The sequence below is a fragment of the Agromyces sp. GQ35 genome (assembly GCF_059758475.1).
This window is the reverse complement of sequence record NZ_JCAXEO010000001.1, coordinates 143,473-156,460: the sequence shown is the minus strand read 5'-3', so window position 1 is coordinate 156,460 and position 12,988 is coordinate 143,473. Positions and strand designations below refer to the sequence as shown.

Below are 12,988 nucleotides of genomic sequence, written 5' to 3'. Positions count from 1 at the left end.
GATGCGGCCCGTGGGCTGCTGCTCGAGGCATTCGATGCCGAGGTGCGTTGACTTCAAGTTCACTTGAGGTCTTACGGTACAGCTATGCGAGTGATGAATCGGATGACCGCCCGGTGGTCGGTCTTGCGCGCCACAGCGATCACCCCATATTCTGTAGGGCTGGCCTCGGAGTGAATTTCGACCGGCCTCGAGATCGAGACGACGACGCAGGAGGACACCATGCAGACAGACACCGACGCCCGCACGATTGCGGTCTCCGGCTCTGCCCGCCCGGCGTCTCCCGCTCTCGGACTCGCCGGGTAGAGCACCCGCCCTCACGCGCAGGCTCCGCCTGCCCCCGCGGTTTCACGCGTTCTCGCGATCCGCGCCACTCACACTCTTCGCTTCCGCCGTTCAGTCCCGTTCCGGGTGTCCGGCGTCTCCATCTGATTGGAACCGGCTGTGTCCGTCTCCCCCCAAACGCCTCCGGCGTCCGATGCTCCCGACCCTGCCGAGTCGGCTCCGAAGGCACCACGCCTGAACACCGTGCGTGCGCTGTGGCGCCTGCGCGAGTACGCAGGGCCGGCGATGCCGGCCTTCGCCGGAAGCATGGCGGCCGCGCTCGTGGCCCAGCTCATCGCCCTGGCGATCCCGCAGGTCATGCAGCAGATCGTCGACGGACCGCTCGCCCGACGTGAGGCCGATGCGGTGATCCCGCTCGCCGTGCTCGTGTTCGTGCTCGGCGCGGCAGAGGCGATCCTCTACGCGATCCGCCGTTGGCTCGTCGTCGGCCCCGGCACGCGGGTCGAGGCACGCATGCGCAACGCGCTCTACGCGAGGCTGCAAGACCTTCCCGTCAGCTTCCACGACCGCTGGCCGAGCGGGCAGCTGCTCTCGCGTGCCGTGAGCGACCTCGGCCTCATCCGCCGCTGGCTGTCGTTCGGTCTCGTGCTGACTGGTGCGAACGTCGTGATCATCGTGGTCGGCGTCGGCATCCTGATGTCGATGAACTGGTTCCTCGGGCTGATCTTCCTCGTCTGCTCGCTGCCGCTCTGGTGGGCGGGCTGGCGTTTCGAGGGCCGCTACTCCGAGATGTCCCGGCTGAGCCAAGACCAAGCCGGCGACCTCGCGACCGCGGTCGAGGAGTCGGTGCACGGCATCCGGGTGCTGAAGGCGTTCGGGCGCGGAAAGCACGCCCTCTCGACCTTCCGCGCGCAGGCCGAATCGTTGCGAGGCACCGAGATCGAGAAGGCGCGCCTCGACGCGAACATCTGGGTGTGGATCATGGTCGTGCCGGCCGTCGCGCTCTCGATCTGCCTCGTCATGGGCGTGTGGCTCGCGGCCCAGGGTCAGCTCACCGTCGGTGAGCTCGTCGCGTTCTTCGCGACCGCGACGGTGCTCGCGTGGCCGATCGAGTCGATCGGCTTCATGCTCGCGTTCGCGCTCGACGCGCGCACCGCGACCGACCGGTTCTTCGACGTCCTCGACAGCGAGAACACCATCGTCGATCCGGCTGAGCCGCGCAACCTCGAACGTCCGCGTGGCGAGCTCGCCTTCACCGACGTGCACTTCCGCTACCAGGACTCACCGGCGCGGTTCGGCGACCTGCTCGACGGTGTCGACCTCGTCCTGGGGCCGGGGGAGACCATGGCACTCGTCGGGCTCACCGGTTGCGGCAAGACCACGATGACCGCGCTCACGACGCGGCTCTACGACGTCACCGCCGGCTCGGTGACCCTCGACGGGGTCGACGTGCGGGCGTTCTCGCGCGACGAGCTGCGCACGCACATCGCCATGGCGTTCGAAGACGCAACGCTCTTCAGCGCCTCCGTGCGCGACAACGTGCTGCTCGGCCGGCCCGAGCTCGCCGGCGCCGACCCCGTGGTCCGGGCGGAGGCCGATCGAGTGCTCGACGAGGCCCTGCGCATCGCGCAGGCGGCGTTCGTCCACGACCTGCCCGACGGCGTCGACACGAAGGTGGGCGAAGAGGGCATGAGTCTCTCAGGTGGCCAGCGGCAGCGGCTCGCGCTCGCTCGCGCCGTGGCGGCCAAGCCCGCGGTGCTCGTGCTCGACGACCCGCTCTCGGCACTCGACGTCGCGACCGAGGCGCGAGTGGAGGCCGAGCTGCGATCGGTGCTCGCGTCGACGACCGCGCTGATCGTGGCGCACCGGCCATCGACGGTCATGCTCGCCGACCGGGTCGCGCTGCTCGAGAACGGGCGGGTGAGCGCCGTCGGCACGCACTCCGAGCTCCTGCGCGAGAGCGAGCACTACCGTTTCGTCATCACGAGCCTCGAAGACGACGAGCGCAGGAACACGGGCGTCGATGCCGTCGACGAACCCGCCACGATCCGAGAGGAGGCGGCATCATGAGCGTCATCGGTGTACAGGGCGAAGAACGCCAGGACTATTCGAAGGCGGAGTCCGCGCAGATCCGTGCGCGTTCGCGGAGACTCCTCGGATCGCTGCTCTCCCCGCTGAAGGCGAAGCTCTGGCTGACGGCCGTGGCGATCATCGTGTCGTCGGCCGCACAGGTCGCCGGGCCGGCACTCATCGCCTTCGGCATCGACCAGGGCATCCCCGCACTGGTGGATCAGAACTGGTTCCCAGCTGCATTCGCGGGCGCCGCCTACCTGCTCACGGGGCTTGCGGGCGCATTCCTCATCTCGGTCTACATCCGGATGTCGGCGCGCATCAGCCAGGCGGTGCTCATCGACCTGCGCACGCGGGTGTTCCTGCACACGCAGAAGCTCTCGCTCGAGTTCCACGAGTCCTACACGTCCGGACGCATCATCTCGCGCCAGACGAGCGATCTCGACGCGATTCGCGAGCTCATGGACGAGGGGCTCACGCTGCTCGTGCGGGGCCTCATGTACATGATCTTCACGGGTGTCATGCTCGTGATCGTCGATGCGCCCTCGGGGCTCGTGCTGCTCGTCTCGCTCATTCCTCTCGCGATTCTGACACGGTGGTTCCAGGTGCGCTCGCAGTCGCTGTTCCGGCGCTCGCGCGTGGCATCCGCGAAGCTCATCGTGCAGTTCGTCGAGACCATGACGGGCATCCGCGCGGTGCAGGCGTTCCGCAAGCAGAAGCGCAACGAGGTGGAGTTCGGCGGCCTCGTCGAGGACTACCGCGACGTCAACGCCAAGGTGCTCGGCCTCTTCGCGGTGTACAACCCCGGCATGGCGCTGATCGGCAACACCGCGGTGGCGGTCACGCTCGTGCTCGGCGGTTTCCGGGTCGTCGAGGGCGACCTCGGCGTCGGCGTGCTGCTCGCGGCCGTGCTCTACACGAAGCGCTTCTTCGATCCGATGGAGGACATGGCGATGTTCTACAACGGGTACCAGTCGGCGTCTTCGGCGCTCGAGAAGATCTCGGGCGTGCTCGAGGAGGAGCCGAGCGTGCCAGATCCGCTGAAGCCAGTCGACCTCTGGAACGCCGACGGCGACGTGCGCTTCGACGGCGTCGAGTTCGCCTATACGAAGGATCGGGTCATCCTGCCGCGCTTCGACCTCGACATTCCGGCGGGGCAGACGATCGCCCTCGTCGGTTCGACGGGCGCCGGCAAGTCCACGCTCGCCAAGCTCATCGCGCGGTTCTACGACCCGAGCGACGGCGTCGTGACGCTCGACGACGTCTCGCTCGCCGACCTGCACCCGAAGGACCTCCGGCGAGCGATCGTCATGGTGACGCAGGAGGCGTACCTCTTCTCGGGATCCGTGGCCGACAACATCGCGCTCGGCAAGCCCGACGCGACGTTCGACGAGATCGTACGGGCGGCCATGTCGGTCGGCGCGCACGAGTTCATCGAGGGGCTGCCGAACGGCTACGACACCGACGTGAACAAGCGCGGCGGTCGGGTGAGCGCCGGCCAGCGGCAGCTCATCTCCTTCGCGCGCGCGTTCCTCGCGAACCCCGCCGTGCTGATCCTCGACGAGGCGACCTCCTCGCTCGACATCCCGAGCGAGCGCCTCGTGCAAGACGGATTGACGAAGCTGCTCGCCGACCGCACCGCGGTGATCATCGCGCACCGCCTGTCGACGGTCGCGATCGCCGACCGGGTGCTCGTGATGGAGCACGGTCGCATCGTCGAAGACGGCACGCCCGCCGAGCTCATCGGCGGCACCGGCCATTTCGCGGCGATGCACGCGGCATGGCGGGACTCGCTCGTCTGAGGCGATCACCCGCGCGGGCACCCGCGGGCCGAACCGGGCGGATGCCCCGCGGGCGAATCCGCGGCGCGGGGCATCCGAACCTTCCAGCATGACCGCTCGACCGCGCAAGGGCATCATGGTTCCCCCTGAAGGGGGAGCGCGGTGGCGACCGGCGCACGATACGCTCACGGAAGGCGGGCAGACCGAGCGGTGACGCCTGCCCTCGAATGGAGGAGCAATGGAGACCGCCCCGCGTGCGCTGCGCGTCGCGATCGCCGACGACGCCCTGCTCCTGCGCGAGGGCATCGCCAAGGTGCTCGCCGATGGCGGCATCGACGTCGTCGCCTCCGTCGGTACCGGCACCGAACTGCTCGAAGTCGCTGCACGCGGCGGGCTCGACGCCGCCGTGCTCGACATCCGCATGCCGCCGAGCCACCGCGACGAGGGCATCGTGGCGCTCGAGGAGATGCGCGCCGCCGGCTCGACGATCGGCGTGCTGCTGCTGTCGATGTATGCGACACCCGAGTACGCGCTCCGCGTCATGGGCGCGGGCAGCGGCACCGGTTACCTGCTGAAGGAGCGCGTGTCCGAGCCGCAGACCCTCGTTCGCGCGGTCGAGACGGTGGCGTCGGGTGGATCGGTCGTCGACCCCGAGGTCGTCGAGCAACTCGTGCAGCGCACGCGCGCCGACGACCCCCTCTCGCGACTCACCGGGCGCGAACGGTCGGTGCTCGAGCTCATGGCACAGGGCTATTCGAACGGCGGCATCGCGCAGAGCCTCTTCCTCGGCCTGAAGACGGTCGAGACGCACGTGCGCTCCATCTTGCAGAAGCTCGACCTCGAGGAGTCCCCCGAGCATCACCGACGGGTGCTCGCGGTGCTGACGCTCCTCGGCGCGAGGTGATGGCGCCCGGCCGCAAGGGCCGGATCATCAGGCGCACCGTCGTCATCACCCTGGTCGTGGCGACGAGTCTCGTCATGGAGATCACGGGGTTCCTCGCGACTCCCGAGTCGGCTCGCCGAGAGCTGTCATGGACGACCCTGCACGCGATCGTGCCGCTCGTGTTCGCGGCGTGCGCCGGCGTGGCGTGGGCGATCGGCCCGTCGCGACTGCCCGCGCGCCTCATGGTCGTGTTCCCGCTGGTCTGGGTTCCGCTCTCGTTCCTGCGCGTGGTCGAACATCTGGCCTGGCTCTGGCCGATCGTCTACGGCCTGCACCTGTGGTGGGCGGTGCTGACCGGCATCCTCGTGCTGGTCTACCCGCGCGGCTGGCTGGTCGACCGAACCGATCGCTGGATCGCGGGCATCGCGCTCTTCGGCTCGGTGGGATACCTGTTCGGCGTGCTCCTGCTCGGCCAGCCGTCGCCCGAGGTCTGCGACTGCGCGCCCAACCCGTATCGCATCGTCGAGGCGCCGGGGGTCTTCGCGGTCATCGACATCGGGTACCGCATCGTCGGCGTGGTGCTCGCGCTCGTGATCGCAGGGCGGCTCCTCGTGCGCTGGGTTCGCGGCAGCGTGCCCGCCCGCACGGTGGCGTTCCTGATGCCGGTCGCCCTCGTCGCCTGGGTCGCCACGCTCGCAGCGCAGGCGATCACGTACGCGGCATCCGCCGCCGCCGATCTCGTGCTCGACACCGTCTCGCTCGTGGCGATCGCCTCGATTCCCATCAGCTTCGTCGCGGGCATCGCGCACGCGCGCAACATGCGCGCCCGGGTCGCCGATCTGATGCGCATCACGCGAGAGGGCGCCGATCGCGGACTCTGGGCCGAGTCGCTCGCCCGCACGTTGCGCGACGCCTCGGTTCGCGTCTTCTGGTGGGACGACGAGCGCGGCCGGTACGCGGATGCCGCGGGGGAGGTGCTCGAGGACGACCCCGTCGATCGGCGCGGCGACCACGGGCTGTTGCCGGTCGCCTCGCCGACCGGAGTGCCGATCGCACTGATCCGCCACGACCGGGTGCTCACCGACAACATGCGCCTGCTCGACGGCGTCTCGAGCGCACTGCGGCTCTCCGTCGACAACGGGCGGCTGCGGTCGGAGATCGAGCGCACGCTCGAGCAGGTGCGCCAGTCGCGCGGCCGGATCGTCGAGGCCGGCGACGAGGCCCGGCGCCGTATCGAGCGCGACCTGCACGACGGAGCGCAGCAGCATCTCGTGTCGCTCGGCATGCGGTTGCGGCTCGCGGCGAACCAGGCTCGCGACCGCGGCGTCGAGCCGCTCGCGGTGGAACTCGACGGCACGATCGGCATGCTGAACGAGGCGCTCAAGGAGCTGCGCGAGCTCGCACAGGGCATCCACCCCTCGCTGCTGTCGTCGGGCGGGCTCGCGCTCGCCGTGCCCGAGCTCGCCGGTCGTTGTCCGGTTCCCGTCGAAATCGACGTGCAGCCGGAGGGACGTCTCCCCGAGGTCGTCGAGTCGACCGCCTATTTCGTCGTCTCCGAGGCGCTCGCGAACATCGCCAAACACGCCAGAGCGACTCGCGCCTGGGTACGGGCCGCCGTCGACGGCGGCGAACTCGAACTCGTGGTCCGCGACAACGGCATCGGCGGGGCTTCCGTCGAGGCCGGCACCGGCATGCTCGGCATCGTCGACCGGGTCGAGGCCGTGGGCGGCAGCTTCATCGTCGAGAGCTCGGTGGGCGCCGGCACGACGATCACCGTGCACCTCCCGCTTCCGCCGGTCGAGTAGGCGCGCCAGCGCCGTATCGAGACCAGCCGACGTCGGGGTCTCGATACGCTCGCTGCGTTCGCTCCTCGGCCGGCGAAGTTGTCAGGCTCGCCAGCGACAGGCGGCGAGGTCGATGCGGTAGCCGTCGTCATCCGAGGTGAGGCGCAGCGGTGTGCCCTCGGCCTCGTAGTGCGCGCGGGCACGCTCGGCATGGCCCGACGGTGCCCGGCCGCCGGCGCGCACGACGCGCCACCAGGCGACGTCGGCGCCGTAGCGCGCCATCACCTGTCCGACCGCACGGGCACCACGCGAGCCGAGCAGGGCGGCGACGTCTCCGTACGTCGCGACGTGACCGGGCGGGATGTCGCCGACGACCACGAGCACGGCCTCGACGAACCCGTCGGCGTGCTGCTGCGGCATCCGATCGGCCGAATCGTCGTTCGAGTCGGCGCTCGTGTCAGAGTCCGAGCGCGCCGATGACGTCGCCGTACGCGGTCTCGCCGACGTCGGTGAAGCCGATGCGGTGGAAGAACGCCTCAGGCCCTTCTTCGCCCGGTTCCCACAGCACGGTGATGCGGTCGAAGCCGCGATGCTTCGCCTCTTCGGCCAGTGCGGTCGCGAGGTAGCGGCCGACGCCCTTGCCCTGCACGTCGGCGTCGACGTTGATGCGCCAGATGCAGGCCCGGAACTCCTCGTGCTCGTTCTCGGGGTCGAAGTTGCCGTGGATGAAACCGACGACCCGTTCGTCGAGCAGGGCGACCCGCTGCCAGGCGGTGGCGGGGTTCACGACGGAGGACTCGGCGGAGTAGGTGACCGGAGCGATGAACTGCTCCTGGCCGGGCTTGAGCGACAACGAGTTCGCCGCCACGATGTTCGACGCCGACAGGTCTTCCAGTCTCAGCTCAGCCATGCAGCCAAGGCTAACCCGTGCAGCGACCGCACAGGTAGCTGAGACGGAAGTTCCCTCCGTTCGTCTCGATGTCGAGCCAGATCTCTTGAAGTCGAGACACTGTCAGGTGACGCGGTAAGCTGGCAGACGGCGTGTCCGACCGCCCTGCAAGCTTCCCGTTTCCCCCAGTAGATCCAAGGAGACATCCACTTGTCCAAGATCAAGGTAGAAGGCACCGTCGTCGAGCTCGACGGCGACGAGATGACCCGCATCATCTGGCAGGCCATCAAAGACACGCTCATCCACCCGTACCTCGACGTGAACCTCGAGTACTACGACCTCTCGATCCAGAAGCGCGACGAGACCGACGACCAGATCACGGTCGACGCGGCGCATGCGATCCAGAAGCACGGCGTCGGCGTCAAGTGCGCGACGATCACGCCCGACGAGGCGCGCGTCGAGGAGTTCGGCCTCAAGAAGATGTGGCGTTCGCCGAACGGCACGATCCGCAACATCCTCGGCGGCGTGATCTTCCGCGAGCCGATCATCATCTCGAACATCCCGCGCCTCGTTCCCGGCTGGAACAAGCCGATCATCGTCGGCCGTCACGCGTTCGGCGACCAGTACCGCGCCACCGACTTCCGCTTCGAGGGCGAGGGCACCCTCACGATGACCTTCACCCCGAAGGACGGCTCGGAGCCGCAGCAGTTCGAGGTCTTCCAGTCGCCCGGCTCGGGCGTCGCGATGGGAATGTACAACCTCGACGAATCGATCCGCGACTTCGCGCGCGCCTCGCTGAACTACGGCCTCTCGCGCAACTACCCGGTGTACCTCTCGACGAAGAACACGATCCTGAAGGCCTACGACGGCCGCTTCAAGGACCTGTTCCAGGAGGTCTTCGACGCCGAGTTCAAGCAGGCCTTCGACGCCGCAGGGCTCACTTACGAGCACCGCCTCATCGACGACATGGTCGCCGCTTCGCTGAAGTGGGAGGGCGGCTACGTCTGGGCGTGCAAGAACTACGACGGCGACGTCCAGTCCGACACCGTCGCGCAGGGCTTCGGCTCGCTCGGCCTCATGACGAGTGTGCTCGCCACGCCCGACGGCAAGGTCGTCGAGGCCGAGGCGGCGCACGGCACCGTCACGCGCCATTACCGCCAGCACCAGCAGGGCAAGCCCACCTCGACGAACCCGATCGCCTCGATCTACGCGTGGACGCGCGGGCTCGCGCACCGCGGCAAGCTCGACGGCAACCAGGAGCTCATCGACTTCTCGCTGACCCTCGAAGACGTCGTGATCAAGACGGTCGAGTCGGGCGCGATGACGAAGGACCTCGCGGCGCTCGTCGGCCCCGAGCAGCCCTACCAGACGACCGAGGAGTTCCTCGCGACGCTGGCCGACAACCTGAAGGCGCGCGTCGCCGCCTAGTCGAACCGCCTCGAGAAACGGGGGTCGGATGCTGCGGCATCCGGCCCCCGTTGTCGTTGACGGAACCTCGGCGCCGATGCCTGAGGGGAGTTGATCACAACTCGATAACGCCACGAGGAATTCGCTGCAGTGTCTTGCGAAGAGTTTGTTCGTAAGGTTTACTAACAAACGTGACTGCAACGGATGCGCAGCGAGGCCCGGTCACTACGGAGCCGACGCCCCCCACCACCCCGGTGGCGCCTGAGCTGCTCGCCGCGCCGGTCGCCTTCGGCCGCTCGCGCGCCCTCCGTCCCAGCGGCAAAGTGCTGCCCGAGCACGCACGCACCCACAACCGGGCGCTCGTGCTGCAGACGCTCTACTCGGCCGGCCCGCAAAGCCGGGCGGACGTCGCGCGTGAGACGGGGCTCACCAGGGTCACGATCTCCGACCTCGTCGCCGCACTCATCGCCGAGGGGCTCGTGATCGAGCTCGGCCAGCGCGAAGACGCACGCCCAGGCAAGCCGGCGACGCTCATCGACATCGACCGCGGCGCATTCCACATCATCGGCGTCGACCTCTCGGAGCACGAGGTGTTCCGCGGCGCCGTCGTCGGCCTCGACGGCCAGATCATCGAACGCGACGAGGTCGCCCGCGACGGCGCCACCGGCGAGGCTGCCGTGCAGCTCGTGGAACGACTCGTCGCGAGCCTGCTCGCGCGCACCTCGACGCCCGTGCTCGGCGTCGGCATCGGCTCGCCCGGCGTCGTCGACCCGCTCGGCGTCGTGCGCTCGGCTCCCAACCTCGGGTGGAGCGACATCGCCCTGCAGGACCGCCTCGCCACGAGGTTCGCGCTGCCCGTGCACGTCGCCAACGACGCCAACGTCGGGGTGCTCGCCGAGCACGGCACGTCCCATCACGACGACCTGCTGCTCATCAAGATCGGCCACGGCGTCGGCGCCGGGCTGATCATCGGCGGTCGGCCCGTCGTCGGCGGCGGCTTCGCGGCGGGCGAGATCGGCCACGTCGTCGTCGGTACCGACGGAGGTCCGCCCTGCGCCTGCGGCAAGGCAGGATGCCTCGAGACCTGGCTCGCGGTGCCGCGCCTCACCGCCCGGCTCGCGGCCGTCGACGGGCAGGGCGCCGTCGCGACATCCGCTCGCGATGACATCCTGCGCGAGGCGGGCCGACGACTCGGCATCGTGCTCGCACCCGTGGTCGGCGCGCTGAACCTCTCCGAGGTCGTGCTGAGCGGCCCGGCCGAATTGCTTGACGGTCCTCTGCACGAGGCGACCGTCGACACGCTCCGGAAGCGGACGATGGCGGAATTGAACCGTGATCTGAGGCTCCGGATGTCCGAGCAGGCGGAGGACATCGTCCTCCGCGGCGCGGCCGTCATGGTCCTCTCCGGACAACTCGGAGTCTCGTGAGGGACTCCAGTGCACCAAGGGCGACAGCGAACCCCCGCTGCCTCCCCACCCCCATGAAAGGAAACGACAAATGAGGAAACTCGGCATTGCGGCGCTCGGCGCGGCTGCTGCCCTGACCCTCGCCGGTTGTAGCGCCGGTGGTGGCAACGAGGCGGCCGACGGTGGCAAGATCACCGTCTGGGTCGTCGGCAGCGACACTCCCGATACGGCTCGCGAATACCTCAAGGACACCTTCGAGTCCGAGAACGACGGTTGGACCCTCACGGTCGAGGAGAAGACCTGGGCCGATGTGAGTGACACCTACGCAGCCGCCCTCCAGTCGAACGACTCGCCCGACGTGGTCGAGGTCGGCAACACCCAGACCGCGAGCTTCGCGGACCAGGGCCTGTTCCTGCCGCTCGACGACTTCAACACCGACGACTACCTCTCGGGCCTCGTCGACTCGGCGACCTACGACGGCGAGCTCTACGCCGCTCCGTACTACGCCGGCGGACGCATCGTGTTCTACAGCGCACAGGTGCTCGGCAGCACCCCGGTTCCCACGACGCTCGACGAGTACGTGGCGACCGGCAAGGCGCTGAAGACCGACACGCGTTCGGGCATCTGGGCGCCGGGTCGCGACTGGTACAACGCCCTGCCGTACGTCTGGGCGCACGGCGGGTTCATCGCCGAGCAGGAGGGCGACGAGTGGAAGGCCGGCTTCTCGAGCGAAGGCGGCATCGAGGGTCTGACCCAGCTGCAGGACGTGTACGTCAACGCCTCCAACGCGGCGAAGGACGGCGACGAGACCGACCCGCAGGTTCCCTTCTGCGCCGGTGAGACCGCGCTGCTCTCGGCTCCCGCGTGGGTGCAGTGGTCGATCACGGCACCGGCCGACGCCGAGGCACCGGGTTGCCCCGACACCTTCGGTTCGGACCTGACGGCGTTCCCCCTGCCGGGCCTTGAAGCAGGCGAGACCGCGCCCATCTTCGCCGGCGGCTCCAACATCGCCGTCGCGACGAAGAGCGCCAACCCCGAGCAGGCTCGCGCCGCGCTCGACATCATGGCCGGCGACGGGTACCAGACGCTGCTCGCCGAGGGTGGCCTGACCCCGGGCCTGACCGCTGCGGCGGCGTCGCTGCCCGACACCGAGATCGCGAAGGCACAGGCCGACGCGCTCGCCAACTCGAAGGTGACCCCGACCACGCCGAAGTGGGCCGAGGTCGAGGCTGCGCAGATCATCCAGGAGGCGCTCGTGAAGATCGCCCAGGGTGGCGACGTGGCGGCCATCGCGGCCGACCTCGACGCGCAGATCGAGGAGATCCTCAACAGCTAGACCGTTGAGCCCAGCGGGGGCGGAGTCCACACATCTCCGCCCCCGTTTCCACGACATCCTCCGGACGGCGACGCCGCCGCGCCCGAGACGTACCATCAGTCACATCCGCGATTCCCCCGCGGCTACCCGAGGAGCAGCCATGAGCGCAACCCTCACCGAGCCTGACGCAGCGCCGCGCACGCCGACGACCCGACCGCCCCGCGCACCGCGCGACTCCGCAGGCGATCGCCCCCGGAAGAAGCCACTGCCCTGGGCGCCCTGGCTGCTGCTGGCTCCGAGCATCCTCCTGCTCTGCGTCATGGTGCTCTACCCGACCATCGTGATGTTGGTGAACTCGTTCACGAACCTCGAGATCAAGAACAAGATGCTCGGCACGGCGCCCGACTTCGTGGGCTTCGACAACTACATCGAGGTCTTCACCGAGTCCGACTTCCCGGCGGTGCTCGCCCGCAGCCTCGCGCTCATGGTCGTGCTCACGGTGCTCATCGTCGTGATCGGCATGGTCATCGCCCTGCTCATGACGAAGCTGTCGAAGGGCTGGCGCCTCGCCGTCTCGATCGGCCTCATGCTCGCGTGGGCGATGCCGCCGCTCTCGGCGACGGTCGTGTTCGGCTGGATCTTCGACACCGACTACGGACTCGTGAACTGGGCGCTCAACACCATCACGGGCACGCAGGACTTCCGCGGCCACTCCTGGCTGATCGACCCGATGTCGTTCATGATGGTGCTCGTCATCATCGTCGTCTGGCAGAGCGTGCCGTTCGCCGCGGTCACGTTCTACGCGGGCCTCGGGCAAGTGCCCGTCGAAGTGCTCGAGGCGTCGTCGCTCGACGGCGCGAGCGCGTGGCAGCGGTTCCGGCTCATCGTCATGCCCTACATGCGGGGGGTGCTGACCGCGGTGCTCGTGCTCGAGACGATCTGGAACCTCCGGATCTTCACCCAGGTCTACGCACTGCAGCAGCAGGGCGGTCTCGCGAGCGAGACGAACATCCTGCCCACCTATCTGTTCCGGCAGGGGCTCGGCGAGTTCGGCGTGACCGCCGCCATCGGCGTGTTCATGGTCATCCTGCTGATGGCGATCTCCTACTTCAATGTTCGTTCCTCCCTGAAGGATGAGGCAGAGCTGTGAGCATCAGCCCAGGAATCCAGA

The 12,988-nt window shown here is 68.7% G+C and carries 10 protein-coding genes; 8 read left to right on the top strand and 2 right to left on the bottom strand.

Translation table 11 applies throughout. The features are described from left to right. Nucleotides 1-441 precede the first annotated feature (441 nt). From AC6CH0_RS00745 to AC6CH0_RS00730, 4 genes are all read left to right on the top strand, one after another. The gene (locus tag AC6CH0_RS00745; RefSeq protein WP_498097629.1) at nt 442-2,352 is read left to right on the top strand and encodes an ABC transporter ATP-binding protein; all 1,911 of its coding nucleotides are present in this window, start codon (nt 442-444) and stop codon (nt 2,350-2,352) included. Continuing rightward, on the top strand, nt 2,349-4,154 hold the full coding sequence (locus AC6CH0_RS00740; protein ID WP_498097627.1) for an ABC transporter ATP-binding protein: 1,806 nt from the start codon (nt 2,349-2,351) through the stop codon (nt 4,152-4,154). Before AC6CH0_RS00745 ends, AC6CH0_RS00740 begins: the two co-directional genes overlap by 4 nt. Nucleotides 4,155-4,371: 217 nt before the next feature. Further along, nucleotides 4,372-5,037, top strand: coding sequence for a LuxR C-terminal-related transcriptional regulator (locus tag AC6CH0_RS00735; protein WP_498097625.1), 666 nt, complete (start codon nt 4,372-4,374; stop codon nt 5,035-5,037). Beyond that, nucleotides 5,037-6,821 carry a sensor histidine kinase gene (locus tag AC6CH0_RS00730; RefSeq protein ID WP_498097623.1) on the top strand — a complete coding sequence of 595 codons (1,785 nt, stop codon included), beginning with the start codon at nt 5,037-5,039 and terminating at the stop codon, nt 6,819-6,821. The genes AC6CH0_RS00735 and AC6CH0_RS00730 overlap by 1 nt, the downstream gene beginning before the upstream one ends. 81 nt (nt 6,822-6,902) lie before the next feature. Here AC6CH0_RS00730 and AC6CH0_RS00725 read toward each other — a convergent pair whose 3' ends face one another. Next, entirely contained in the window at nt 6,903-7,220 is a 318-nt protein-coding gene (locus tag AC6CH0_RS00725; protein ID WP_498097621.1) for an MGMT family protein, read from the bottom strand. Nucleotides 7,221-7,257: 37 nt separating this feature from the next. Continuing rightward, on the bottom strand, nt 7,258-7,710 hold the full coding sequence (locus AC6CH0_RS00720; RefSeq protein ID WP_498097619.1) for a GNAT family N-acetyltransferase: 453 nt from the start codon (nt 7,708-7,710) through the stop codon (nt 7,258-7,260). Nucleotides 7,711-7,899: 189 nt separating this feature from the next. Between AC6CH0_RS00720 and AC6CH0_RS00715 the strand changes: the two genes are divergently transcribed. The 4 genes from AC6CH0_RS00715 (at nt 7,900) to AC6CH0_RS00700 (ending at nt 12,967) form a co-directional block, all read left to right on the top strand. Beyond that, nucleotides 7,900-9,117, top strand: a complete 1,218-nt coding sequence (locus AC6CH0_RS00715; protein WP_498097617.1) for an NADP-dependent isocitrate dehydrogenase — start codon at nt 7,900-7,902, stop codon at nt 9,115-9,117. A 233-nt stretch (nt 9,118-9,350) separates the two neighbouring features. Then, nucleotides 9,351-10,523 (top strand): ROK family transcriptional regulator, encoded by a 1,173-nt coding sequence (locus AC6CH0_RS00710; RefSeq protein WP_498100974.1) that lies wholly within the window; start codon nt 9,351-9,353, stop codon nt 10,521-10,523. Nucleotides 10,524-10,593: 70 nt separating this feature from the next. Continuing rightward, nucleotides 10,594-11,838: an extracellular solute-binding protein gene (locus AC6CH0_RS00705; protein WP_498097615.1), complete on the top strand. Its 1,245-nt coding sequence runs from the start codon at nt 10,594-10,596 to the stop codon at nt 11,836-11,838. Nucleotides 11,839-11,977: 139 nt separating this feature from the next. Next, nucleotides 11,978-12,967 carry a carbohydrate ABC transporter permease gene (locus AC6CH0_RS00700; protein WP_498097613.1) on the top strand — a complete coding sequence of 330 codons (990 nt, stop codon included), beginning with the start codon at nt 11,978-11,980 and terminating at the stop codon, nt 12,965-12,967. The last annotated feature ends 21 nt before the right edge of the window (nt 12,968-12,988 follow it).

Coding starts and splice junctions, on each gene's coding strand:
- AC6CH0_RS00740 (WP_498097627.1), top strand. CDS start 2,349: ATGAGCGTCATCGGTGTACAGGGCGAAGAACGCCAGGACTATTCGAAG.
- AC6CH0_RS00735 (WP_498097625.1), top strand. CDS start 4,372: ATGGAGACCGCCCCGCGTGCGCTGCGCGTCGCGATCGCCGACGACGCC.
- AC6CH0_RS00730 (WP_498097623.1), top strand. CDS start 5,037: ATGGCGCCCGGCCGCAAGGGCCGGATCATCAGGCGCACCGTCGTCATC.
- AC6CH0_RS00725 (WP_498097621.1), bottom strand. CDS start 7,220: ATGCCGCAGCAGCACGCCGACGGGTTCGTCGAGGCCGTGCTCGTGGTC.
- AC6CH0_RS00720 (WP_498097619.1), bottom strand. CDS start 7,710: ATGGCTGAGCTGAGACTGGAAGACCTGTCGGCGTCGAACATCGTGGCG.
- AC6CH0_RS00705 (WP_498097615.1), top strand. CDS start 10,594: ATGAGGAAACTCGGCATTGCGGCGCTCGGCGCGGCTGCTGCCCTGACC.
- AC6CH0_RS00700 (WP_498097613.1), top strand. CDS start 11,978: ATGAGCGCAACCCTCACCGAGCCTGACGCAGCGCCGCGCACGCCGACG.